Source organism: Rhodococcus sp. NPDC060084 (genome assembly GCF_042730335.1).
Taxonomy (GTDB): domain Bacteria; phylum Actinomycetota; class Actinomycetes; order Mycobacteriales; family Mycobacteriaceae; genus Rhodococcus.
The window spans coordinates 1-22681 of record NZ_JBHWWX010000021.1; the positions used below are offsets into that span (position 1 = coordinate 1).

General features: G+C 66.7%; 23 protein-coding genes and 1 tRNA gene. 12 read left to right on the forward strand and 12 right to left on the reverse strand.

The features are described from left to right. Positions 1-47: 47 nt before the first annotated feature. From fabG to ACFWBU_RS12755, 4 genes are all read right to left on the reverse strand, one after another. Positions 48-806 (reverse strand): 3-oxoacyl-ACP reductase FabG, encoded by a 759-nt coding sequence (gene fabG, locus ACFWBU_RS12740; RefSeq protein WP_378528430.1) that lies wholly within the window; start codon positions 804-806, stop codon positions 48-50. A gap of 43 nt (positions 807-849) precedes the next feature. Further along, complete coding sequence (locus ACFWBU_RS12745) at positions 850-1611, reverse strand: SDR family NAD(P)-dependent oxidoreductase (protein ID WP_169622829.1); 762 nt, start codon at positions 1609-1611, stop codon at positions 850-852. A gap of 154 nt (positions 1612-1765) precedes the next feature. After that, positions 1766-2983: an acetyl-CoA C-acetyltransferase gene (locus tag ACFWBU_RS12750; protein WP_378528432.1), complete on the reverse strand. Its 1218-nt coding sequence runs from the start codon at positions 2981-2983 to the stop codon at positions 1766-1768. 45 nt (positions 2984-3028) lie between these two features. Next, positions 3029-4174, reverse strand: coding sequence for an acyl-CoA dehydrogenase family protein (locus tag ACFWBU_RS12755; protein ID WP_169622962.1), 1146 nt, complete (start codon positions 4172-4174; stop codon positions 3029-3031). A gap of 112 nt (positions 4175-4286) precedes the next feature. Between ACFWBU_RS12755 and ACFWBU_RS12760 the strand changes: the two genes are divergently transcribed. From ACFWBU_RS12760 to ACFWBU_RS12785, 6 genes are all read left to right on the forward strand, one after another. Then, on the forward strand, positions 4287-4889 hold the full coding sequence (locus tag ACFWBU_RS12760) for a TetR/AcrR family transcriptional regulator (protein WP_169622961.1): 603 nt from the start codon (positions 4287-4289) through the stop codon (positions 4887-4889). 134 nt (positions 4890-5023) lie between these two features. Beyond that, the gene (locus tag ACFWBU_RS12765) at positions 5024-6307 is read left to right on the forward strand and encodes a hypothetical protein (RefSeq protein ID WP_378528433.1); all 1284 of its coding nucleotides are present in this window, start codon (positions 5024-5026) and stop codon (positions 6305-6307) included. Then, positions 6304-7056, forward strand: a complete 753-nt coding sequence (locus ACFWBU_RS12770) for an ESX secretion-associated protein EspG (protein WP_378528434.1) — start codon at positions 6304-6306, stop codon at positions 7054-7056. Before ACFWBU_RS12765 ends, ACFWBU_RS12770 begins: the two co-directional genes overlap by 4 nt. A gap of 51 nt (positions 7057-7107) precedes the next feature. Then, the gene (locus ACFWBU_RS12775) at positions 7108-7581 is read left to right on the forward strand and encodes a DUF309 domain-containing protein (protein WP_169622958.1); all 474 of its coding nucleotides are present in this window, start codon (positions 7108-7110) and stop codon (positions 7579-7581) included. Then, positions 7581-8201 (forward strand): LON peptidase substrate-binding domain-containing protein, encoded by a 621-nt coding sequence (locus tag ACFWBU_RS12780; RefSeq protein WP_169622957.1) that lies wholly within the window; start codon positions 7581-7583, stop codon positions 8199-8201. Before ACFWBU_RS12775 ends, ACFWBU_RS12780 begins: the two co-directional genes overlap by 1 nt. Before the next feature lie 107 nt (positions 8202-8308). Beyond that, the gene (locus tag ACFWBU_RS12785) at positions 8309-8614 is read left to right on the forward strand and encodes a hypothetical protein (RefSeq protein ID WP_378528435.1); all 306 of its coding nucleotides are present in this window, start codon (positions 8309-8311) and stop codon (positions 8612-8614) included. Positions 8615-8624: 10 nt separating this feature from the next. Here ACFWBU_RS12785 and ACFWBU_RS12790 read toward each other — a convergent pair whose 3' ends face one another. The 3 genes from ACFWBU_RS12790 to ACFWBU_RS12800 are packed head-to-tail and all read right to left on the reverse strand — an operon-like array spanning position 8625 to position 11508. After that, positions 8625-9248 (reverse strand): LUD domain-containing protein, encoded by a 624-nt coding sequence (locus ACFWBU_RS12790; protein WP_169622955.1) that lies wholly within the window; start codon positions 9246-9248, stop codon positions 8625-8627. Further along, the gene (locus ACFWBU_RS12795) at positions 9245-10732 is read right to left on the reverse strand and encodes a lactate utilization protein B (RefSeq protein WP_169622967.1); all 1488 of its coding nucleotides are present in this window, start codon (positions 10730-10732) and stop codon (positions 9245-9247) included. The genes ACFWBU_RS12790 and ACFWBU_RS12795 overlap by 4 nt, the downstream gene beginning before the upstream one ends. Positions 10733-10749: 17 nt before the next feature. Beyond that, complete coding sequence (locus tag ACFWBU_RS12800; RefSeq protein ID WP_169622954.1) at positions 10750-11508, reverse strand: (Fe-S)-binding protein; 759 nt, start codon at positions 11506-11508, stop codon at positions 10750-10752. A 100-nt stretch (positions 11509-11608) separates the two neighbouring features. Here ACFWBU_RS12800 and ACFWBU_RS12805 point away from each other — a divergent pair. Together ACFWBU_RS12805 and ACFWBU_RS12810 are read left to right on the forward strand one after the other, a co-directional pair. Next, positions 11609-11685, forward strand: a tRNA-Met gene (locus ACFWBU_RS12805). A 92-nt stretch (positions 11686-11777) separates the two neighbouring features. After that, positions 11778-12992, forward strand: coding sequence for an AI-2E family transporter (locus ACFWBU_RS12810; RefSeq protein ID WP_169652870.1), 1215 nt, complete (start codon positions 11778-11780; stop codon positions 12990-12992). Here the strand turns inward: ACFWBU_RS12810 and ACFWBU_RS12815 are convergent. The 3 genes from ACFWBU_RS12815 to ACFWBU_RS12825 all read right to left on the reverse strand — a co-directional run bounded on the left by ACFWBU_RS12815 (position 12981) and on the right by ACFWBU_RS12825 (position 15997). Continuing rightward, on the reverse strand, positions 12981-14519 hold the full coding sequence (locus tag ACFWBU_RS12815; RefSeq protein ID WP_378528436.1) for an FAD-binding protein: 1539 nt from the start codon (positions 14517-14519) through the stop codon (positions 12981-12983). The genes ACFWBU_RS12810 and ACFWBU_RS12815 overlap by 12 nt on opposite strands. Positions 14520-14606: 87 nt before the next feature. After that, the gene (locus ACFWBU_RS12820; protein ID WP_169622951.1) at positions 14607-15254 is read right to left on the reverse strand and encodes a CoA transferase subunit B; all 648 of its coding nucleotides are present in this window, start codon (positions 15252-15254) and stop codon (positions 14607-14609) included. After that, on the reverse strand, positions 15251-15997 hold the full coding sequence (locus ACFWBU_RS12825) for a CoA transferase subunit A (RefSeq protein ID WP_378528437.1): 747 nt from the start codon (positions 15995-15997) through the stop codon (positions 15251-15253). The genes ACFWBU_RS12820 and ACFWBU_RS12825 overlap by 4 nt, the downstream gene beginning before the upstream one ends. Before the next feature lie 180 nt (positions 15998-16177). On the opposite strand from ACFWBU_RS12825, the gene ACFWBU_RS12830 reads away from it, so the two are divergent. Genes ACFWBU_RS12830 through ACFWBU_RS12845 form a run of 4 tightly spaced genes read left to right on the forward strand, consistent with a single transcriptional unit; the run spans position 16178 to position 18812 of the window. Next, a complete protein-coding gene (locus tag ACFWBU_RS12830; RefSeq protein WP_169652868.1) occupies positions 16178-16318 on the forward strand; it encodes a hypothetical protein in 141 nt (46 codons plus the stop codon). Next, positions 16315-17124 carry an IclR family transcriptional regulator gene (locus ACFWBU_RS12835; RefSeq protein ID WP_346765388.1) on the forward strand — a complete coding sequence of 270 codons (810 nt, stop codon included), beginning with the start codon at positions 16315-16317 and terminating at the stop codon, positions 17122-17124. Before ACFWBU_RS12830 ends, ACFWBU_RS12835 begins: the two co-directional genes overlap by 4 nt. Positions 17125-17144: 20 nt before the next feature. Continuing rightward, positions 17145-18356 carry an acetyl-CoA C-acetyltransferase gene (locus tag ACFWBU_RS12840; protein ID WP_169652867.1) on the forward strand — a complete coding sequence of 404 codons (1212 nt, stop codon included), beginning with the start codon at positions 17145-17147 and terminating at the stop codon, positions 18354-18356. A gap of 39 nt (positions 18357-18395) precedes the next feature. Further along, positions 18396-18812 carry a hypothetical protein gene (locus ACFWBU_RS12845; RefSeq protein ID WP_169622947.1) on the forward strand — a complete coding sequence of 139 codons (417 nt, stop codon included), beginning with the start codon at positions 18396-18398 and terminating at the stop codon, positions 18810-18812. 6 nt (positions 18813-18818) lie between these two features. Here ACFWBU_RS12845 and ACFWBU_RS12850 read toward each other — a convergent pair whose 3' ends face one another. Both ACFWBU_RS12850 and ACFWBU_RS12855 read right to left on the reverse strand, forming a co-directional pair. Next, the gene (locus ACFWBU_RS12850; protein WP_169652866.1) at positions 18819-19856 is read right to left on the reverse strand and encodes an NADP-dependent oxidoreductase; all 1038 of its coding nucleotides are present in this window, start codon (positions 19854-19856) and stop codon (positions 18819-18821) included. A gap of 368 nt (positions 19857-20224) precedes the next feature. After that, a complete protein-coding gene (locus ACFWBU_RS12855; protein ID WP_378528438.1) occupies positions 20225-22654 on the reverse strand; it encodes a glycosyl hydrolase in 2430 nt (809 codons plus the stop codon). Positions 22655-22681 lie beyond the last annotated feature (27 nt).

Consider the following 22681-nt stretch of genomic DNA (forward strand, 5'->3'; position numbering starts at 1 on the left):
ATCCCCGAGAGCTTCAGGGATCGCGGCGCCGCCGACTGCGGTGTGCCTCAGTCCTTGGGTCCACCTGCCACGTAGATGACCTGCCCGGAGACGAACCCCGCACCCTCGGATGCGAGGAACGAGGCGGTGTGTGCGATGTCGTCGGGCTTGCCGACACGCGCGACCGGGATCTGTGCCGCGGCGGCCTTCTTGTAATCCTCGAACGGCACCCCGACGCGCTCTGCGGTAGCGGCGGTCATCTCGGTCTCGATGAAGCCCGGCGCAATCGCGTTGGCGGTGACACCGAACTTGCCCAGTTCGATGGAGAGTGTCTTGGTGAAGCCCTGCATGCCCGCCTTGGCCGCAGAGTAGTTGACCTGTCCGCGATTTCCCTGCGCCGACGTGCTCGACAGATTGACGATACGTCCGAACTTGTTGTCGACCATGTACTTCTGCGTTGCGCGCGACATCAGGAACGCACCGCGCAGGTGCACAGCCATGACGGAATCCCACTCGTCGACCGTCATCTTGAACAGGAGATTGTCGCGGGTGATCCCGGCGTTGTTGATCAGCACGGTGGGCTCGCCGAGTTCCGTGGCGACCTTCTCCACGGCCGCAGCGACGGATTCTTCGTCGGCGACGTTCGCGCCCACGGCGAGCGCCTTGCCGCCGGCCGCCTCGATGGCGGAGACCGTGTCGGCGCAGGCGCCGGCGTCGAGGTCGAGAACAGCGACCTGGAGGCCGTCCTGGGCGAGTCGCTTGGCGACGGCAGCACCGATACCGCGTGCGGCTCCGGTGACGATGGCGGTGCGGACTGTTGAGCTCACTGCAAACCTCCGTGGGGGTGGATCGTCGGGATGGGTGGAGCGGTCAGTTGATGGTGAGGCCGCCGTCGACCGCGATGGTCTGACCGGTCACGTACGCGGCCGCCTCCGAGACCAGCCACACGGCAGTGGCGGCGATTTCCGCCGGGTCTCCGGTGCGGCCCAGGATGATTCGGGATTTCATGGTTTCGAGGTATCCCGGCTGGTATTCGTCGGTCATCTCGGTCCGGAAGAACCCCGGCGCAAGTGCGTTGACGCGGATGCCCTTCCGGGTGCCCCACTGCTGCGCGAGGTCGCGGGTGAGGCCGATGATGCCGGCTTTGCTGGCGGCGTAGGCGGCCTGCGGAAGACCCGCCGTGGTCAGGCCCAGCACCGACGAAATGTTCAGGACGGAGCTTCCGGGCTGCATGACGCGGCCGGCGGCCTGTGCCGCCCAGTACGACCCGTTGAGATTGATGTCGATGACGCGGCGGAACTGGTCGGGGGTTTCCTTGGTCGCGGGTACCGCGGTGCCGATCCCTGCGTTGTTGATGAGAATGTCGACCTTGCCGAGCTGCTCGACAGCCGTGTCGACCATGCGTTGCGCCTGGTCGGGATCGGCGATATCGGTCTCGACGGTTACCGCGCGGCGCCCGGCGGCACGGACGAGTTCGGCGGTCTGCTCGAGCCTGTCGACGCGGCGCGCCGCAAGAACGACGTCCGCCCCGGCCTCGGCGAGCGCCTGCGCGAACGCGACACCGAGGCCCGAGGATGCGCCGGTGACGATGGCGACGCGGTCGTCGAGACGGAATCTGTCGAGCACAGACATGCGATGATCTCCTCGGTGTGACGGGGCCTACACAAGATGTATAGCCCAGTTCTGGCGGTTTTACAAAGCAGAAAGCTCTTGAAACCCGTTAGGCCGCATGTCTTTTCAGACATGCGGCCTAGCGGTGGAATAGCTGGGGCCTATATCGGCGAGATCAGCTCAGGCGTTCGAGCACCATCGCCATACCCTGACCACCACCGACACACATCGTCTCCACACCGAACTGCTTGTCCTGCTCACGCAGATTGTTCAGCAGCGTGTTCGTGATGCGAGCGCCCGTCATACCGAACGGATGCCCCAGCGCGATCGCACCACCGGAGATATTGAGCTTGTCCTCGTCGATCCCGAGTTCGCGCGCCGACCCGAGCACCTGCACCGCGAACGCCTCGTTGATCTCGAACAGATCGATATCCGAGATTCCCATCCCCGCATTGGCCAGCGCCCGGCGAGTCGCGTCGATCGGGCCCAGACCCATGATCTCCGGCGACAAGCCCGACACCCCGGTCGAGACGATCCGCGCCAGCGGCGTCAACCCGAGGGCCTTCGCCTTGGTGTCGGACATGATCACCAGCGCCGCCGCACCGTCGTTCAGCGGGCATGCATTGCCTGCGGTGACCGTGCCGTCCGGCCGGAACACCGGCTCGAGCTGGCTGACCTTCTCGTACGTGGTGCCGGGACGCGGGCCGTCGTCGGTGGAGACCACCGTGCCGTCGGGGAGTGTGAGCGGCGTGATCTCCTTCTCGAAGAACCCCGACTTGATGGCTTCCTCGGCCCGGTTGTGCGAGCGGACGCCCCACCGGTCCTGGTCTTCGCGGGAAATCCCCGTGTAGGACGCGACGTTCTCGGCGGTCTGACCCATCGCGATGTAGACGTCGGGCAGTGTTCCTTCGGATCGCGGATCCGTCCAGGCCGTACCGCCCTGGGCAAGAGTTTCGGTCCGCGCCTCTGCGTCCGCGAACAAGGGGTTCTTGGTGTTCGGCAGGCCGTCGGCGTTGCCGGTCACGAAGCTCGACACCGACTCGACACCGGCGGAGATGAACACGTCGCCCTCGCCGGCCTTGATCGCGTGCAGCGCCATGCGGGTGGTCTGCAGCGACGACGAGCAGTACCGGTTGACGGTCACGCCGGGAAGGAAGTCGTAGCCGAGCTGCACGGCGACCACGCGGGCGATGTTGAAGCCGGACTGGCCGGCGGGCTGGCCACAGCCGACCATCAGGTCGTCGATCTCCGCCGGATCCAGGTCCGGAATCTTCGCGAGTGCCGCGGCGACCATCTGCGTGGTCATGTCGTCGGGCCGGAGTGTCTTGAGAGACCCCTTCATCGCGCGCCCGATGGGCGAGCGTACTGCTGAGACGATCACTGCTTCGGGCATCGGAAGCTCCTTCGAGAGTTGTCGGTCGGGAATCGTCTGCCGGGACTACAGGCCGAGATCGCGGCCGATGAGTTCCTTCATGATTTCGTTGGTGCCGGCCCAGATCTTCGTCACACGGGCGTCCCGCCATGCCCGCGCGACACGGTATTCGTTCATGTACCCGTACCCACCGTGGATCTGAACACACGCGTCGAGGACCTCGGACTGGGTCTGCGCACTCCACCACTTGGCCTTCGCCGCGTCGACCGCGGTGAGCTTGCCGTCGGCGTGGGCCTCGACAGCCTGGTCGACGTACGCTTCGGCGACCTCGATCTTGGTCACCAGTTCGGCGAGCAGGAACTTGTTGTACTGCATGGTGCCGATGGCCTGACCGAATGCCTTGCGTTCCTTCGAGTACTCGAGAGTCTCCAGGAGAATGTGCTTGGCATGGTGCACGTTGTTGACGGCGGAGCCGAGGCGTTCCTGCGGCAGCAGTTTCATCATCGAGATGAAGCCCATGCCTTCTTCGCCGAGGAGATTCGCGCCCGGAACCCGGACGTCCTTGAAGAACAGTTCGGCGGTGTCGGCCTCGGGCTGTCCCACCTTGTCGAGCTTGCGGCCGTTCTCGAAGCCCTCCATACCGCGCTCGACGACGAGCAGCGAAATGCCCTTGGCGCCCTTCGTGGGGTCGGTGCGGGCGGCCACGACCACCAGGTCGCAGTTGTAACCGTTGGTGATGAATGTCTTGGCGCCGTTGAGGATCCAGTCGTCGCCGTCGCGGACAGCCGTGGTCTTGAGGTTGGCGAGGTCGGAGCCGCCGGAGGGCTCGGTCATGCCGATGGCACAGATGAGTTCGCCTGTCGCACAACGGGGCAGCCAGCGTTCGCGCTGCTCCTCGTTGCCGAGGTGCACGATGTACGGAACCGTGATGTCCGAGTGGATACCCATCGAGGACGACAGCGCCATGTTGGCACGCGCGAATTCCTCGGCGACGATCGCGTTGAAGCGGTAGTCACCGGCCTCCATGCCACCGAAGCGCTCCGGGATCTCGAGCCCCAGGAAGCCCGCCTTACCGGCTTCGAGCCAGATGTCGCGGGGAATCTCGTGGCGATCGATGAGTTCCTCTGCACGGGGCAGTACGAACCGATTGACGAACTCCCGGGCCGAGTCCCGGAAGGCCTCGTGATCGGGACCGTACAGGGTGCGTCGCATCCAAAGCTCCTAGAGTGAAATAAGCGAGTGCTTATTTTCTAAGCACTCGCTTATGATGAAGCGTTGTGGTGAGCCTGTCAACCACACGAGCAGGCAAGAACTGGAGTAAACCGTGACCACACCGAGCACCGGCGTCATCAGCACCTCGAAGGCAGCCGCGCGCCTCCGCGAGGCCGCAATCGAGGCGTTCGCGGAACACGGTTACGGAGGCACGACCACCCGGCAGATCGCCACCCGGCTGGAGATGAGTCCCGCCGCGATGTATCCGCACTACAAGTCGAAGGAAGAGCTTCTCTATGCCATCTCCTACGAGGGGCACGACCTCGCCCTGCGGGTAGCGCGGGACGCCGACATCCCCGGCGCCGACGCCGTCACGCGCCTCTCCTCCGTCATCGGCCGGTTCGCCGGATGGCAAGCCGAACATCACCGGCGCGCGCGAGTCATCCAGTACGAACTGAACGCCCTCGACCGCGACCACTACCGCATCATCACCGGGCTGCGCCGGCAGACGACCCAGGTCGTCAGGGACGTGGTCGACGCGGGGCTCGAGTCCGGTGAGTTCACCGTCCCCGACGCCGAAGGCGTCACCCTCGCGCTCATGTCGCTGTGCGTCGACATCTGCCGGTGGTATCCGTCCGGCCGCTACAGCGAGCCCGAGGCCATCAGCACCCTGTACGCCGATCTCGCACTGCGCCTGGTGGGTGCGGTGCGCTAGCATCTCGCCACCAACAGATCGGGGGGTCGTGGTGGGGGAACATCGAGTCGTGTCGCGTTCCGGCGGCGAAGGAGCCGTCACCGGTTCACAGCGCGCGTACGCGCTGACATTCGTCGGACAGGGGCGGTAGCTGCATGTCGGACGACACTCCGCTGGAAGAACTCCTCCAACCTCTTATCGGCTCGGGTGTGCCCGGGTCGGTCACCAGGCGACAGGCCCGGCACGACGAACTCGCCGCGCGACTCGACGCGGGATTCGATCCCGAATACATCCGCGACTTCGAGAACTTCCACAGCATGGAGCATGCCGAGATCTATCGCATCGCCCAGACCATCAGCCCTATCGCGATGACCACACTGGCCGGTGAATGGGCCGAGCTGGGAAAGGGTTTCAGCCTTGCGGTCTCGCTCGGCACCGTGATGATCCGCGACCGGATCGCGCGGCACTGGGAAGGAGACGCAGCAACGGCGGCGGCCGAAGCCACCCGGCGTTTCGGCGAATCGGCTCAGCAACTGTGCGACGCAGCGCAGGCGGTCGCCCAGAAGTTGCACATCGCCGCGGATGTCGGGGAACGGGTCAAGTCGTCCGTTCCGCCGCCCACCGCCCGGATTCCGATGGCGTTCACCGCGCTCGATCCGGTGGCCGGGGCCGAGGCCGCACGACAAGCGGAAGCGATCCGGGTGCAGTCGGTGCATGTGATGGAATCGCTGTACAAGCCGTACTACCGGGATTCGGGTGCGGCGGTTCCGGTGCTCCCGCCGCCGTTTGTGGCGGCCACGGCGTCCGGCGGAGAGGTTGCCGGTGGCCGGCAATGGGGCGCCGCGAGCGAGTCCGGCCGAGATTCCGCGGGCGTGGATCCGACGGCGGGAGGGTTCGGCTCGAACCGCCGCGAAGACCTCGATTCCGCGACGTCCCGTACGGCCGACGGACCCCACGACAATTCGGAAGACCGTTCCGCGAAGCGCGAGAATGCGGCGCAGCCAAGCCCGTTCGAAGCTTCCGGCTCCGATCCGGCAACGACCACACCGGCCGGCGCCTCGGGACCGTCACCACTGCCCGGTCAGCCGTATGGTTCCGGGGCCTCCGGATCTCCTGCCGGCCTCGGAGCCTCCGGCGGCGCCGGCAGCGCAGGTGGCGGTGTCTCGTCACCCTGGGCTCAGGGGCTCGGCGCCGGTGCCCTCGGCGGAGCGGCACCTGCGGGAACCGACCGCTCGGCACCACAGGCAGCGGCCGGGTCACGCAACGGTGGCGCACGCCCGATGGGCATGTATCCCGGCATGATGCCGCCGAGTTCGGCGCAGGGTAGCGACGACCAGCGCCGCGTCCCCGGTTACCTCGTCACCAACGACCACGGCAACGAACTCATCGGCTCGATACCGGACACCGCGCCGCCCGTGCTGGGGGCGGACCCGACATGAGCCGACGCCTGACACCGGATCGGTTTCGGTCTCTGTGGACCGCCTCGGGAGACGACGACCTGCCGTTCCCCCTGCGGTACCGCTCCGCGGCCCGGTGGGAAGACGAACATATCGCCGACCTCCGCGCAGCCGAACGATGGCGGCAACAACTCGACGACCCTGTCCTCGAACGCGCGCTCCACATTCTGCGCGCGGGTGAGATCGCGATCGAGATCTATGCGAACTCGTCCCGTCCGGGCGAATCGCTGTTCGTCGCGGGTGCCGTCGCCGGAGAGGACGCCGTTCTGGCCCGGCAGCACGTGAACGCCGGAGACATCGAGGTCACGACCATGCCGATCGGCCGGCTTCCCGGGTCGATCGCCGCATTGCTGCCCACCGTTCCACCCGGCCGGATACCGGAGCACACCGCGCCGACACGCTCGCTCCTGGATCTGCCCGTCAACACCGCCGTGCGTCTCCCGCTCGGCGGTGGGGCGGCACCGGCCGTTCGCGACGTCCTGTTCCGACCCAGGACGGCGACCGGCAGCATCCGGCTTTTTCTCCGCTCCCCCGGCACAGGTCCTACCGGGGCGGGTGACGTGGGCTGGTTCGACATCGTCGACGACGGCCGGTATCTGTTCGTCCAGGGTGCCGACACGCGCGTGGCTCCCGGCACGACCGAAGCGCTGCACACCGAGTTGTCGTCGCGTCTGGACGTCGCACGCGCCGCACCGCGAACACAGTTCCGCCGGCCGCTGCAACCGTACTGACCAGCCTTTGCGGCGATCCGCCGACGTCCACTGTCGTCTACCCTGAAGGCCATGACGGATCGGGACCGCACCCCCGACGGCCGACCGCAGAACGCACGTCCCCGTGACGCGCTCGGCCGTCCCCTGCCACCCGGCGAAGAGGGCGTCCCGCGCGTCCCCGACGACCTCGATCTCGACACCGAGGAGACCATTTCCGAAGGGCAGCGACTGCTCGATCAGGGGCATCCGTTCCACGCCCACGAAGTGTTCGAATCCATGTGGAAAAAGGCTCCGCCCGAAGAACGCCCGCTGTGGCAGGGTCTCGCTCAGCTCGCCGTGGGCCTGACCCACCTGCTGCGCGGCAACCCCCGAGGCGCCGCCTCGCTGCTACAACAGGGCAGGTCGCGTATCCGCCACTACGAGGACGCACCACCGTACGGCCTCGACATCGACGGATTGTCCGCGTGGGCAACTCATCTCCTGACCGAGATCGAACGCGGCGACCCCACCGACGAACCACCGATCCCGATGCTGAGGATGCCCTGATGCCGATTCTCCCCATGTTCCCTCTGGGTACCGCACTACTCCCCGGAGCCGGCCTACCGCTCCACGTCTTCGAGCCGCGTTACCAGCAACTCGTACGCGACTGCTCGACCGCGCCGGACGGCCCGCGTTTCGGCGTGGTGCTCATTGCACGGGGACACGAGGTCGGCGGCGGCGATCAGCGCAACGACGTGGGGACCGTCGCGAGAATCCTCCTCGACACCGAAATCGGCGGCGGACGGCACGTTCTGGAATGCGTTGCGGAAGAACGGATCCGCATCGATCACTGGCTCCCGGACGATCCGTATCCGCGCGCGGAGGTGGAACCGTGGCCCGATACCGACTCGGGGCCGGTCGACATGGCGCCGCTGATGGAGGCACTCGAGCGTCTTCACGATCTCCTCGACCGCCTGACCGACGGCAATGCTCCACCGCTGCCGTCCCCCACGGAGCTTCCCGACGATCCGGGCGCGCGGTTGTTCGCGATCGCGCGTCACATTCCCATGGGTGAGGCGGATCGGTATGCGGTGCTCGCGACACCCGGCCCGGCCGAGCGCGTGGAGGTGCTGACCGAATCGGTCGCGACCGCCATCGACCTGGCATCGTGGAAACTGCAGAACTGACACGCCACACCTGCCGACTATGTCCGGCGATCGACGCCGTGCGCCACGGATCCCGGGGTACGGTTGTCGGACGGTTGTCCCGTCGACTCCATCGCCAGGAGAAGCCCGTGTCCGACGAAACCGATCTGTCCTATGAAACCGATCCTGATCGGGCACAAGCATTCCTCGACGAGATCGCAGTCGAGTATCGCAGTGATCCCGCGGTCGAGATGGGCACGATGTTCCGCAGCCCGGGCCTGCGCGTGGGAGGCAGAATCTTCGCGTTTCTCGGTGGGGATCAGCGCTTGATCGTCAACAGCCGGACCATGAAGGAGTGGGTTGCTTTCCCACTCGACGGAAACGACCTTGCCGGCACCTTGGACACCTGGCGGCACGCCGCCCGGGAAGCGCACAACTTCGTCGCCCGGATCTGACCTCCGCCGCTCAGCCGACGACGACCACCACGAGTGTCCGCGGACCGTGCACCCCTTCGACACGTTCGAGTTCGATGTCGCTGGTCGCGGAGGGCCCGCTGACGAGTGTGGTGGGCCGCTCGGGCACCAGCCTCGCCAGCGCCTCGGGCACACCGACTTCGAGGGTATCCAGTCCCACCAGGCACACGTGGAGGTCGGGCACCAGCGTGAGTGCTCGCCTACCCTGATCCGGGCTTCCGTCGAGGAAGATGGTGCCCGTTTCCGCACACGACACAGCCGATCCGGTGAGCACACCGTCGAGTTGCCCCAGGTCGGGAGCGGGCACTTCCGGAGAGTCGACGACGATCCGGCCATCGAATTCCGCGAGCCACGACCGGTCCAGTCCGGGCGGCACCCCGAGGCTCTGCACTCCGAGTTCGGTGAGAATCCCGGAGAGCGCACTCGCAAGTTCCGCGGAGGTGTGACGATGCACGGTCGCCTTGTAGTCACGCACCCTGTCGGCGAACATCTCGTAACGCTGGTCGTCGGGCAGTGTCCTTCCTGTCCGGTAGCGGCGGACAACCTCCCCGGGAGGAGAGTCCGACAGCATCAGTGCATCTCGGATACGCCCCATGACAACGTCTTTCGAACTCATGACTGTTCCCCCGATTGTCTCGCCCGTTCGAGGGTGACCCGGCGTTCTTCGGTGTCCCACCACTGACGGAACGTCTGTTTCGGAGGTGCGGCGATATCGCGGGCGTCGGTCCACCCGCTCAGCGGCCACGGCAGCGTCGTGATGCGACCCTTCCGTCCCGCGAGCAGTCGCGCGATGCCCGCGGCCTTCTGGGCTGCGGTCCATCGCGCGGCCGAAGACATCGCGAACGAGGCCGCCTTCATGGCCGCGGCCTCGGCGCCCGGCCGCGCGTGTTCGGCTTTCTGGTGCCGCAATTCGACCAGCAGGGACGGAATGTCGATTCGGACCGGGCAGGCGTCGAAACAGGCGCCGCACAGGCTCGACGCGAACGGCAGGGTGGCATTGGGGTCGTGGGGTTCGTCCATGCCGGCCAGTTGCGGGGTGAGCACCGCACCGATCGGGCCGGGATACGTCGACCCGTAGGCGTGACCGCCGGTGCGTTCGTACACCGGGCACACGTTCAAGCATGCTGAGCAGCGGATGCAGCGCAGCGCCGCTCGTCCGACGGTGTCCGCAAGGGTTGCGGTGCGTCCGTTGTCGAGCAGGATCAGGTGGAACGTCTGTGGTCCGTCCCCGGGGGTGACACCGGTCCACATCGAGGTGTACGGGTTCATCCGTTCCCCCGTCGACGATCGCGGGAGCAATTGGAGGAACACCTCGAGATCACGGTAGGTGGGCAGAAGCTTCTCGATACCCATGACGGTGATGAGGGTCTGCGGCAATGTCAGGCACATTCGTCCGTTGCCTTCGGATTCGACCACCGCGAGTGTCCCGGTTTCGGCGATGCCGAAGTTCGCTCCCGAGACCGCGACCGGCACCGTCATGAACTTGTGCCGCAAGTATTTCCGGGATGCTTCGGCGAGATGTGCCGGGTTCGCGTCGAGATCGGGATCCACGCCGTCCATCTCGCTGAGGAAGATGCTGCGAATCTCGGACCGGTTGCGATGGATGGCGGGCACGAGAATGTGCGACGGTGTGTCGTGGCCGAGTTGGACGATGAGTTCGGCGAGGTCGGTCTCGTGCGCGGTGATGCCCTCGGACTCGAGATGTTCGTTGAGACCGATCTCCTGGGTGGCCATGGACTTCACCTTGATGACTTCGTCCGCCCCCGCTTCCCGAACCAGTTGTGTCACCAGTGCATTGGCCTCGTCGGCATCTGCGGCCCAATGCACCACACCGCCCCGTGCGACGACGGCTGCTTCGAACTGCTCGAGCAACTCGGGTAGTCGCGCGAGCACGTCGTTCTTGATTCCCTCTCCGGCGACCCGGAGGTCTTCCCAGTCCGGTAATTCTTCGGTGACCGCCAGTCGCTTGCCGCGGATCGTGTGCGTCGCTTTACCGATATTGCGCCGCAGTTGCGCGTCGGCGAGTTCGTGTCGTGCTGCGGCAGGGAAGGTTTCGGTTCCGCGCACGTTTCCGGTGCCGCGCGGCGGGATCGGCGGCATCCCCAGCGAGGCCGCGGTCACGATCCCACCACCGGGGCGGGTTCGCGGACGGACGCGAGAATCTCGGCGAGATGCAGGGTGCGTGTCCCCATCCGCAGACGCGACATTCCCCCGCCGATGTGCATGAGGCACGACGAATCTCCGGCCGTGCAGACCTCGGCACCCGTCGAGGCCACATTTCTGATCTTGTCGCCGAGCATCGCGGTGGACGTCTCCGCATTCTTGATCGCGAACGTTCCACCGAACCCGCAACACACGTCGGCTTCGGGAAGTTCGACGAGGTCGATGTCGCGTACCCGGCGCAGCAACCGGAGCGGCTTGTCTCCCACCCTGATCATCCGCAACGAGTGGCAGGTCGGGTGGTAGGTGACACGGTGGGGGAACGACGCACCTACGTCGGTCACCCCCAGCACGTCGACGAGCAGTTCCGACAACTCGTACGTCTTGGCCTTCACCACCTCCACCCGTCCGCGGAGCGCCGGAGTTCCATAGCGGTCGGCCACGATGTGGTGCTGGTGACGGATCGACCCTGTGCACGATCCGGACGGCACCACGACCGCGTCGATCGCGGTGTCGCCGAACTCCTCGGCGAAGTTCTCCACGAGCGGCAGCGCGTCCGGCTGGTATCCGGTGTTGATGTGCATCTGGCCGCAGCAGGTCTGTCCGGGCGGGAACACCACCTCGTGTCCGAGTCTCGTGAGCAGGACAGCGGTGGCCTCGAGCGCGGACGGGAAGAGGGTGTCGCCGAGACATGTGCCGAACAGCGCGATCCGCATCGAGTTCTCCGCATCAATCTGTGGTCCGTCCCACACTATCGCCGGCGGCGGGAACCCTGGTGAAATCGTCTCCGAAAGTCGTGTATCGTTGGTCAGGCAACGCGGGGTGGAGCAGCTCGGTAGCTCGCTGGGCTCATAACCCAGAGGTCGCAGGTTCAAATCCTGTCCCCGCTACCACCACCGGCCCGGACTCTCACGAGTCCGGGCCGGTTTTGCTTTCCCCACGGTAGATTCGCTGTGCCTGCATCAGTAGCGGCCGCGGGGGCGACATGGACGACGTAGACAGCCCGGAACCGACGAGGGCGCCGCGGGGTGGTGCCCGGCGCGTCGAGCGCTCCGGACTTCCCCGCTGGTTCCGCCCCGTGATCCTCTACGTCCTGTTCGCGATCGCCGCGTACCAGATGTCCGGGTGGCTCTTCCACAATCTCAAAGGCTTCCTCGGGCTGCTGTTCCTCGCGTGGCTCTTCAGCATCACCGTCGAGCCCGTCGTGGACCGGATGGAACGCTTCGGGATGCGACGGGGGGCCGCAGCGGGACTCGTGCTGTTCGGGCTGGTCCTCCTGGTGGTCGGGTTCCTGTCGCTGTTCGGCGCGTTGCTCGCCGAGCAGCTCTCCCAGCTCGTCACCGCGTTGCCGGACGCGTTGTCCTCGGTCACCCAGTGGGCGAACCGCACGTTCGACACCAACTTTTCGGTCGATTCGGATGATCTCCGCATCACGCCCGACACGGTGCGCGAACTCGCCGCCCGGTTCACTCCGGGTGTGCTCGGTGTGGTGACTTCGCTCTTCGAAGTCGTGTTCCAGTTGCTGACGATGCTGCTCTTCGCGTTCTACATGTCGGCGGAGGGCCCTGCTCTGCGGCGCACGGTGGCGAGTTGGTTTCCGGCTCAGCAGCAACGAGTGATTTCGACCGTCTGGGAGATCTCGGTGGACAAGGCCGGCGGTTACGTCGTCTCCCGCCTCATTCTCGCGGCCTTCAGCACCGTGGCGACCGGCGTGTTCCTGGTCGCGCTGGATGTGCCCTACTGGCTGCCCCTGGCCCTGTGGACGGGCGTCGTCTCCCAGTTCGTCCCGACACTGGGCACCTACCTGGCGATCGCCTTGCCCGCGATCATCGCGGCAACGACGCATCCGATCAACGCCGTGTGGGTCGTGGTTTTCGGCACGCTCTACCAGCAGATCGAGAACTACGTGCTGCATCCGCGCGTCACCGCGCGCACCGTGGCCATCCATCCTGCCGTGGCCTTCGGCGCGGTGATCATCGGTGCGTCACTGTTCGGTGCCATCGGCGCGCTCGTCTCGGTGCCGGTCATCGCGGTGATCCAGTCGCTGATCGAAACCTTCGGCCGGCGTTACGAACTCGTGCCCGAAATCGCCGGTTCACCCGGGCCCGATGCGCCGGACGCGAACCGCGACACCGGAGACGCCGGAGACGCCGGAGACGCCGGAGACACGAGGGCACCGGACGAAGGATCAGGTGCGTGAAGCCAGGTCACGTGCCGCGAGGTGCGCGAACACCATGCTCGCCCCGATGGGGTTTCCGCCGCCGGGATACACGGTTCCGCTGACCGCCGCCATGGTGTTACCGGCCGCATACAGCCCGGGTATCGGTGCTCCGGAGGTGTCGAGCACACGGGCACAGGTATCGGTGCGCAACCCTCCCTTGGTACCGAGATCGGACAGTCCGAACGCCGCTGCGTGGAACGGCGGCGTGTCCACCGGCACGAGAGGCGACTCACCACCCGAGAACGCGCGATCGTAGGGTTCGTCCCCCCTGCCGAAATCCTCGTCGACGCCGGCAGTCGCGAAGGCGTTGAATCGTTCGATTGTCGCGGCCAGGACGTCGGTGGGAACACCGATCATGACGGCGAGTTCCTCGAGCGTGTCCGCGGTCTTCCACAGACCGGCCTCGACGTACTGCTCCGCCTCCGCGACCGGCACGTTGGTGGCCTGGACGGGTGGTGCTAGACCGTCTTTGTCGTCGTAGATCATCCAGAACGGCATGGTCAGCTTTCCGCTCTCCGCATGTGCGAGGGCGGCATGCCCGATCCGGTCGTACGGTGCGGATTCGTTGACGAAACGCTCACCCCGGTCGTCGACGAACACTCCACCGGTAAACCAGAGCGCGAACGCCGAGCGGCCGTCGGGGTGCGTCAGTCCGGGCGACCACCATGCCTCGTCCATGAGATCGACATCCGCGCCCGCCGCGATTCCCGCGCGGTGCCCCTTGCCGAGGTTGGACCACGGCCCCATCGAATCGCGTGAGTGGCCCGGGACTCCGAATTCGGCCCGCATGTCGTCGTTGCGCTCGAATCCACCGGCAGCGAGGACCACACCCCGCCGTGCGCGGATGGCACGTCGCTCACCTCCGTGCGAGACGATCGCTCCGACCACGCCACCGTTCTCGACCACGAGATCTTCGAGGGCGGTGTCGAGATGGGTGTCGGCGTTCGGGTATTGCCGAAGGGCGACGAGGAAACGGCCGACCAGCGCCCGTCCTCCGATGAGGGTGCTGCGGAGGCGCTCGCCGGCGCGTTCGCGACCGAGGGGGCCGCGGATGGATTCGTTGAGTTCGAGGTCGTCACGCACCCGCAGCGGCGCCGCGCAGATGTGCCGGCCGGTGGCGCTGGCGTTGGGTGCCTTGCCGAAGTAATCGGGCCACGGCAGCACCTGGAACTCGAAGTTGTCGTCCGCTTCGAGGTAGTCGATGAGGGGCGCGCCACTGGTGACGAACGTGTCCTGCAGGTCGCGGGGGGTGCGGTCTCCGACCACGGAACGGAAATAGGTACGGGCGTCGTCGAGGGTGTCCGTGTCACCCGCCCGCCGCAATACGGCATTGGTGGGGAACCACATTCCCCCGCCACCGGAATACGCAGCGGTCCCACCGAAGTGCTCGGAGGCCTCGATGAGTATCACCGAAAGACCTTCCCGGGCAGCGGTGTACGCGCCGCAGCACCCGCCCGCTCCCGATCCGACCACGAGTACGTCGCATTCCTCGGCCCAGTCCACCATTGCGTTCCTCCGTCGGTCCGGCGTCGGCAGATGCTAACCGTCCGGCACGCGGGGGCGGGAGCGTCGTGTCCCACCGGGCGGGAGACCCTAGACGGCGAGAGGCGCGGCGGTGGCGGCGAGCACGTCGTCCACGGTCACTCCGGGAGCGGTGTCGACGAGCACCAGACCCGCGTCGGTGACATCGATGACGGCCATGTCGGTGATGATGCGCTGGACGCAATGCCGCCCGGTGAGGGGCAGAGTGCACTCCTCGAGAATCTTCGGGTCGCCCTTCTTGGTGACGTGCTCCATCATGACGATGACGCGCTTGGCGCCGTGGACCAGGTCCATCGCGCCGCCCATCCCCTTGACCATCGCGCCGGGCACCATCCAGTTCGCGATGTCACCCTTCGCCGAGACCTGCATGGCCCCGAGAACCGCGACGTCGATCCGGCCACCGCGGATCATTCCGAAGGAGGCCGCGGAGTCGAAGTACGACGCACCGGGAACAGCCGTGATGGTTTCCTTGCCGGCGTTGATGAGTTCCGGGTCGAGTTCTTCTTCGGTCGGGTACGGGCCGACGCCGAGCACGCCGTTCTCCGAGTGCAGGATGACCTCGATATCGGGATCGAGGTAGTTCGGCACCAGCGTGGGCATGCCGATACCGAGATTGACGTACTGACCGTCGGACAGTTCCCGTGCCACACGGGCCGCCATCTCCTGACGGGTGAGCCTGCGGATATCTGCCTGGGTCATGCTCGCACCGTCCGATTCTCGATGCCGACCTCGACCGGGCCGACGTGCACCACACGCTGAACGTGGATGCCTGGTGTGTGGATTTCGTTGGGGTCGAGTTCGCCCGGCTCCACGAGGTGCTCGACCTGCGCGATGGTGATGCGGCCGGAGGCCGCGGCGGGCGGATTGAAGTTTCGGGCGCTGGCGCGGTAGACCAGATTGCCGTGGCGGTCGCCCTTCCACGCGTGGACGAGAGCGTAATCAGCGGTGATGCCGCGCTCGAGTACGTAGGTCTTCCCATCGAATTCGCGGGTTTCCTTCGGCTCCGACGCGGCGGCGATGTGACCGTGTCCGTCGTAGCGCAGCGGCAGGCCGCCCTCTTCGACGGCGGTACCGACACCGGCCGGGGTGAAGAATGCGGGGATTCCGGCGCCTCCGGCACGTAGCCGTTCCGCGAGCGTGCCCTGGGGCGTCAACTCCACTTCGAGTTCGCCGGACAGGTACTGACGGGCGAACTCCTTGTTGGAGCCGACATAGGACGAGATCGTGCGCCGGATGCGGCCCTTCTCGAGGAGCAGCCCGAGACCGAACCCGTCGGTGCCGCAGTTGTTGCTCACGGTCTCGAGATCGGTGGCGCCCTGTTCCAGGAGCGCGGTGATGAGTATCTCGGGGATTCCGACCAGGCCGAACCCGCCCACAGCGATGGTCACGCCGTCGGGGATGTCGGCTACGGCCTCGCCGGCTGAGGCAACAACTTTGTCCATGTATCCCAGAATAGACCCGATTGTGCGTAATGTGAACCGGTGTTCGCATTGTGAACACTCTCCGCGGCGCCTTGCACGTCGCGCTCCGGCGGATCTACGCTGTTCGCATCGCGTTCGATCGTCCACATAGCGAACGCTGAACCGGCCCGCTTGCCCGCAGCGACCCGCAGGAGACCACCGATGACCGTCCCGCTGCATGTCGAGCACATCGCGCGCACAGAGCACGGCAGGACGGTCCACGTCAGCACAGAAATCCGCAGCGGTGGATCTCCCGCGCGACACTCGTTCCTCGACTCCTCCTCGAAAGGCGCCGCCTCGTGAGCACCTCCGACCTGAACGACCCGCGCGAGGGTTCCGTCGCGTCGACCGATTACGTCCAATCGCTCGCGCGTGGACTCTCGGTGATCACAGCGTTCGGGGCCGACCACCCCAGACAGACCCTCTCGGACGTTGCACGGGCGACCGGCCTCACGCGCGCCACCGCGCGCCGGTTTCTGCTGACACTGGTCGAACTCGGCTACGTGCGTACCGACGGTTCACAGTTCTGGCTCACACCCCGCGTGCTCGAACTCGGCTACAGCTACCTGTCGGCACTGTCCCTGCCGGATGTCGCACGGCCCCATCTCGAAATGCTTGCCGAGAAAGTCCACGAGTCGACCTCGGTGTCGGTGCTCGACGGCGACGACGTCGTCTACATCGCGCGCGTGCCCGTCCGCCGCATCATGACGGTGTCCATCACCTTGGGAACCAGGTTTCCCGCACACGCGACATCCATGGGACGGGTACTCCTCGCGGGCTTGTCGCCTTCCGAACTCGAAAAGTACCTCACGCGAGCCGAACTCACCCCGATGACGTCTCGTACGCTCACCACCGTCGACGACCTGCGAACCGAAATCGAGAAGGTGCGCAGAGACGGGTACGCGATCGTCGACCAAGAACTGGAAGAGGGCCTGCGCTCCCTTGCCGCACCCATCCGCGACGAATCCTGTGCGGTGGTGGCGTCGATGAACATCTCCACCCACGCCGGGCGATACCCGGACGACACCGTCCACGACGTTCTCGTCCCCTCCCTGATCTCGACCGCAGAAGCAATCTCCCACGATCTCGTCCGCACCCGCACCAACTGAGACACCACCCCGAGGAACCCATGAACGACGTAGTGATCTGTGAACCCCTCCGCACCCCGGTCGGCCGATTCGGTGGCGTCCTGAAGGACATCGCACCCGAAGACCTTGCCGCGACCGTGATCCGGGAACTCGTGGCTCGCACCGGGATCACGGGATCGGACGTGGACGACGTGATTGTCGGCCAAGCCTCCCCCAGCGGTGAGAACCCTGCCATCGGCCGTATCGCCGCGCTGAATTCCGGCCTGGGTGTCGATGTTCCCGGCCTTCAGGTCGACCGTCGTTGCGGCTCCGGGCTCCAGGCGGTGCTCCAGGCCGTGATGCAGGTGCAGTCCGGCGGCAGCGACCTCGTCCTGGCGGGCGGCGCGGAGTCGATGAGCCAGGCCGAGTTCTACGCGACCGGAATGCGCTGGGGCGTGAAGGGAGAGGCAGTCGCCCTCAACGACCGGCTCGCGCGTGCCCGCGTGACCGCCGGCGGTCGCGATTTCCCCGTGCCCGGCGGCATGATCGAGACCGCCGAGAACCTGCGCGCCGAATTCTCTCTCAGTCGCGAGGACCAGGACGCGCTTGCCGTGCAGTCGCACCACCGCGCGGTTGCCGCACAGAAGAACGGAATCTTCGCGGAGGAGATCGTCCCGGTGCGCGTTCCCCAGCGCAAGGGCGATCCGATCACCGTCGACACCGACGAGCATCCGCGCGCGGACACGACCCTCGAGGGACTCGCGAAGCTGCGCCCGATCCGCGGCAGGATAGATCCGGATGCCACGGTGACCGCCGGTAATGCCAGCGGCCAGAACGACGGTGCCGCGCTCGCGGTGGTCACCACCGCGGAGAAGGCATCGAAGCTCGGACTGCGTCCGCTCGCGCGGCTCGCCAGCTGGGCCGTCGCCGGTGTCCCGCCACGGACGATGGGAATCGGCCCGGTCCCTGCCACGGAGAAGGCGCTCGGCCGCCTCGGCCTGACACTCGCCGACATGGACGTCATCGAGCTCAACGAAGCCTTCGCCGCACAGGCGCTGGCGGTCATGCGCGTGTGGGGGCTCGAGCCGGACGATCCGCGGCTGAACCCGCACGGATCGGGTATTTCGCTCGGCCATCCGGTCGGGGCGACGGGCGCTCGCATCCTCACCACCCTGCTGCGCGAACTCGACCGGCGGGAGGGCCGCTACGGCCTGGAAACGATGTGTATCGGAGGCGGGCAGGGACTCGCGGCGGTCTTCGAACGCATCGGTTGATCCGGCCACGAGCGCGGTCGCGCTCCGTAGCATCGGGGCATGAGTGATCTTCGGACGGACACACCGCCCACCACACGCCCCCGTACGGCCGCGCGACTCCTGCTCGCCGCCGCACTGGTCTTCGCGGGTCTGAGTCACCTGTTCTGGGGCCGTAAGGACTTCCAGGCCCAGGTGCCCGACTGGGTGCCCATGGACAAGGACGGGGTGGTCATGGCATCCGGAGGAGTGGAGATCATGCTCGGCGCGGGGCTGGCCGTCCTCGGTCGCGACCGGGTCCGGGTGGGCCGGATCGCCGCCTTGTTCTTCGCGGCGGTCTTTCCGGGAAATCTTGCGCAGTACCGCGGGCGGCGCAGCGCGTTCGGGCTCGACACCGACCGGAAGCGCCTGGTGAGGCTGTTCTTCCAGCCGGTGCTCATCCTCTGGGCGCTCTGGAGCACCGGCACGCCGCGCCGCTGACCCCGCTTACTCTTCGGGTGCCACGCGCACCAGCATCTTTCCGAAGTTCTTTCCCTCGAGCATCCCGATGAACGCCGCCGGTGCGTTCTCCAGGCCGTCGACGATGTCCTCCCGGTACTTCAACGATCCGTCGCGAACCCAGGCCGAGGCATCGCGCAGGAAGTCGCCGTACATCTCCTTGACGAACTCGGTCTGGATGAAGCCCCGGATCGTGAGGCTCTTGGTCAGCACCGACGAGAAGAACCTCGGCAGGCGGTCTGCCCGCTCCTCGACAGCGCCGTTGTACTGCGCGACCAGTCCACACACCGGGATTCGGGCGTAGGTGTTGAGCAACGGCCACACCGCGTCCTGCACCGCGCCGCCGACGTTCTCGAAATACACGTCGATACCCTCGGGGACGGCGTCCTTCAGCTTCTGCGCGAAGTCGGGATCGCGATGATCCAAGGCGACGTCGAACCCGAATTCTTCGGTCAGTGCGCGGCACTTCTCGGGGCCACCCGCGATACCTACTGCCCTCGCGCCCTTCAGCTTCGCGATCTGGCCCACCGCCGATCCCACCGGGCCCGTGGCGGCCGCCACCGCCACCGTCTCCCCGGGCTTCGGCTGCCCGATCTTCAGCAGTCCGGAATACGCTGTGAATCCGGGCATCCCGAGCACACCGACCGCGGTCGAGATCGGGGCCGCCGCCGGATCGAGCTTCCGCACTGCCCCGGCGTCGACCACCGCGTGCGACTGCCATCCGGCGCCCGCCAGCACATAGTCGCCGGCGGCAATGTCGGCGGCGCGGGACTCGACGACCTGACAGACGGTGCCCGCCACCATGACGTCACCGAGTTCGACGGGAGGGGCGTACGACTTGGCAGTACTCATCCGTCCCCGCATATACGGATCGAGCGACAGATAGACGACCCGCACAAGGAGCTGTCCCTCGCCGACCTCCGGCAGGTCCACGACCTCGGTGCGAAAGTTGTCGGTGGTGGGTGTGGCGTCCGGGCGCGAGGCGAGAACGATGCGGGTGCTCTGGGCTGACGTGGATGCACTCATCACTCCAGTGTGCCGCACATCGCCCGGCGGGCTCAGACGATCCGGTGCGCTTCTCCTCGGGGCGGCACATAGTTGGAGAACAACCGGGAGTGGACGACCTCGGTGAACGAGGGCCCATCTTGTTCGACCCGCCGGGCAGGCCTGGGCTGCTCCCTACGCACCGGCGACATGTTGGATGTGGATCGAATAGACACTTCGACTCCTCTCGGAAACGGGGAGGAAGGCGCTACCGAACACCGTCGCGCATCGACTCGACGGGTGTGCGACCCCCCTTGCGAATACATATACCCCTTCGACGGGCGCAACGCACGCGCGGGTTTCCGCGGCGTTCTCGTGTCGCCTCCGGTGCCACCGCCCCGGACGAGCACCTACCTGCCGTCACCTGCGCGTATGGGAGCGGTCACCGCCGAATTGAGTGCTGCCACTCGGCCTGTCGGCCGATCCGCGAGACCGGCCGGTCGCAGGGGAACCGTGCGAGAACCACCGGGGGGCAGATGAAACCACGAATCGGTTGCGTCGAACCCGGCCACGTTCAGCCGCACGTATTGAGCAGCGCCGTCGGTGTCCACCGTGACCGACCACCCGTTCGCGGATCGGTGCGCGGTCGCCCTCAGGCCGATGCTGCGCTCGACGGGACGGGCGGCGCCCCCGATGAGATGGACATTCTCGGCGAGCACGACGCCGGACGTGTCGACCAACCGGACGGAAGCAGCATCGAATGCTTTTGTCCCGAAACGATATGCGTGGTTCACGTCCGCGAAACCTCCGGTGACTACGTTCCACGACAGAGTGCGCGCGTCGTGGGCAGCGAGCGTCAGCGGCACTGTGATGTCGGTCGAGACGACACCTGCGGCGGTGTGGGAACGGAGGTGCAGGGTGGCATCGAGCGGACGGTCGGTGTCGTTGAACACCAGGATCCGTAACCCGTCCAGCCCGTCGTCGACGAGAAGCGCTGCGACAGGCGCGAACACGCGGCGTAGGACGAACCATGGAGCTTTCGGGACACCCGCATGGTCGAGAACACCCCATCCGGCACCCGGTTCCAGATCCCGGGCCGCCAGCACCAGAGCACCCCGGCAACCGGAGTCCGGCCGACGCCAGTGCTGGAGGACTTCGGTGAAGGCTTCGCATACGGCGGCACGGCCGAGATCGAGGTAGCGTTCGGGGTCGGACCAACGCTCGGCTGCGGGATCGGTGCCGAATACACTGCGCACGTAGTGATCCCGCACATCCTCGAAGTCCCACGACGCCCCGTTGTCGCGCGGAACTGCGGCCTTCCACGCCGGGTGGTGACCCGCGACGGCCACACTGCCGAATGCCGCCTCGACAGCGTCGTTTCCGGGAGGAATCGAGAAGGCGAGACATTCGGCGGCGAACCGCACGCCTGCCGCACGCACATCGGAGAGTGGCCGACGATAACCTCCGACCCCGAAGTAATGCGCCACACCGGAACTCACATCGATCGGCAGTGCGTCCGAGCCCGGAGGCGCGGAGGGTGACGACGACACCCAGACGACTCCCGGAGCGACCGCGTCCGCGATCGCCGGAAGCACGTCGTCGATGGCGGGGATGACCGGGCGCTGCACTCCGAGCATGGCCGGCTGCTGCTCCGTTTCGCTCCCACCGCACAGCACGACGAGTGCGGGGTTGCCCGAGTGCCTCAGCGCGAACGACCGCAACTCTTCCTCGAGCAACGTGCGGAACCCTACGTCGTCGGGCGGGTCGGTCGTGGCCAGCATGACGTCCTGCCACACCATGATTCCCAGTTCTGCACAGTCCGAATAGAAGTCGTCGCGTTCGTACACAGTGGTCCCGGGGATCCGGATCATGTTGATGCCGGCATCGACGCACCGCTCGAGCACTCGCCGTGCCTCCCGCGGTGTGTTCAGCCCGATCGGATCGGAGGGTGTCCACACGATGCCGCGACAGAACACGTCGATCCCGTTGACCTGCAGCGCGAATCGGTTGTCGTCGTAGTCTGCCGTGACGGAGCGGAAGCCAGCCGAACCGAGGTGAAGGGCCTTTCCGTCGAGGTGCAGGTCGACGCTGTACCCGGCCGGTTGCCCGTGGGTATGCGGCCACCACAAGCGTGCCTTCGGTACCACGGCGCGAGCACGAACGAGTTGCGAACCGTCCTGTCGGGAGACGATTTCCGCGCGGGCTTCCTGCTCATCCACCGTGACGAGGGCCGATGTCACCGCGGGTCCGGCGAGCACGACTTCGATCTCCACCACGCCGTCGCTCCCGTCCAGATGCGTGTGGACGCGACGGGAGATTGTCACGGGGTCGGTGCCGTCGAGGAGTCGGACCGGCCGCCAGGGCCCGACCGGAGCGGGCACCCCACCGAATACGGGTGCGCGGCCGAGGAGTGTCGTGCGGAACCAGCGAAGACCCTGGGCGGAGATCAACGACGAGCGCCACCGGCCACGGGGCCGCCGTGTCTTCAGTGCCGCGGCGAGAGACGGGAAGCGGAGGGCGATTCGAGCCGAGCGAGGCAGTTCGTCGAGGACCACGACGAGCGGGACGAACATCGATTCCGATACCGCGACACGCTGCGATCCCACCCAGATCTCTGCCTGGGTGGCGAGGCCGTCGAAGGACAGGCGCCACGGCCCGCGTCCGCGCGCGGGCACGTCGGTGACGAACCACCAGTCGCTCGCGTCGGTCTGCGCCTGTCGTGCCGCGTCCACCCCGTTCGCGTCGCGGATGGCTCCCGCCGCGGTGCCCGGGACGGATACCGGTAGCCACTGGTCGAGCGCGTCGAGTTCGTCGGGGTGGCCGACGGAACCTGGCTCCACAGCGGTGCATACCCACTGAGCTTGGGC

Bases quoted from the DNA above. Each gene is read 5' to 3' on its own strand.
- ACFWBU_RS12780 (WP_169622957.1), top strand. From the start codon at position 7,581: ATGCCGATTCTCCCCATGTTCCCTCTGGGTACCGCACTACTCCCCGGA.
- ACFWBU_RS12830 (WP_169652868.1), top strand. From the start codon at position 16,178: ATGACCGTCCCGCTGCATGTCGAGCACATCGCGCGCACAGAGCACGGC.
- ACFWBU_RS12765 (WP_378528433.1), top strand. From the start codon at position 5,024: ATGTCGGACGACACTCCGCTGGAAGAACTCCTCCAACCTCTTATCGGC.
- ACFWBU_RS12825 (WP_378528437.1), bottom strand. From the start codon at position 15,997: ATGGACAAAGTTGTTGCCTCAGCCGGCGAGGCCGTAGCCGACATCCCC.
- ACFWBU_RS12795 (WP_169622967.1), bottom strand. From the start codon at position 10,732: ATGCCGCCGATCCCGCCGCGCGGCACCGGAAACGTGCGCGGAACCGAA.
- ACFWBU_RS12820 (WP_169622951.1), bottom strand. From the start codon at position 15,254: ATGACCCAGGCAGATATCCGCAGGCTCACCCGTCAGGAGATGGCGGCC.
- ACFWBU_RS12815 (WP_378528436.1), bottom strand. From the start codon at position 14,519: ATGGTGGACTGGGCCGAGGAATGCGACGTACTCGTGGTCGGATCGGGA.
- ACFWBU_RS12800 (WP_169622954.1), bottom strand. From the start codon at position 11,508: ATGCGGATCGCGCTGTTCGGCACATGTCTCGGCGACACCCTCTTCCCG.
- ACFWBU_RS12770 (WP_378528434.1), top strand. From the start codon at position 6,304: ATGAGCCGACGCCTGACACCGGATCGGTTTCGGTCTCTGTGGACCGCC.
- ACFWBU_RS12845 (WP_169622947.1), top strand. From the start codon at position 18,396: ATGAGTGATCTTCGGACGGACACACCGCCCACCACACGCCCCCGTACG.
- ACFWBU_RS12790 (WP_169622955.1), bottom strand. From the start codon at position 9,248: ATGAGTTCGAAAGACGTTGTCATGGGGCGTATCCGAGATGCACTGATG.
- ACFWBU_RS12775 (WP_169622958.1), top strand. From the start codon at position 7,108: ATGACGGATCGGGACCGCACCCCCGACGGCCGACCGCAGAACGCACGT.
- ACFWBU_RS12755 (WP_169622962.1), bottom strand. From the start codon at position 4,174: ATGCGACGCACCCTGTACGGTCCCGATCACGAGGCCTTCCGGGACTCG.
- ACFWBU_RS12810 (WP_169652870.1), top strand. From the start codon at position 11,778: ATGGACGACGTAGACAGCCCGGAACCGACGAGGGCGCCGCGGGGTGGT.
- ACFWBU_RS12840 (WP_169652867.1), top strand. From the start codon at position 17,145: ATGAACGACGTAGTGATCTGTGAACCCCTCCGCACCCCGGTCGGCCGA.
- ACFWBU_RS12750 (WP_378528432.1), bottom strand. From the start codon at position 2,983: ATGCCCGAAGCAGTGATCGTCTCAGCAGTACGCTCGCCCATCGGGCGC.
- ACFWBU_RS12850 (WP_169652866.1), bottom strand. From the start codon at position 19,856: ATGAGTGCATCCACGTCAGCCCAGAGCACCCGCATCGTTCTCGCCTCG.
- ACFWBU_RS12745 (WP_169622829.1), bottom strand. From the start codon at position 1,611: ATGTCTGTGCTCGACAGATTCCGTCTCGACGACCGCGTCGCCATCGTC.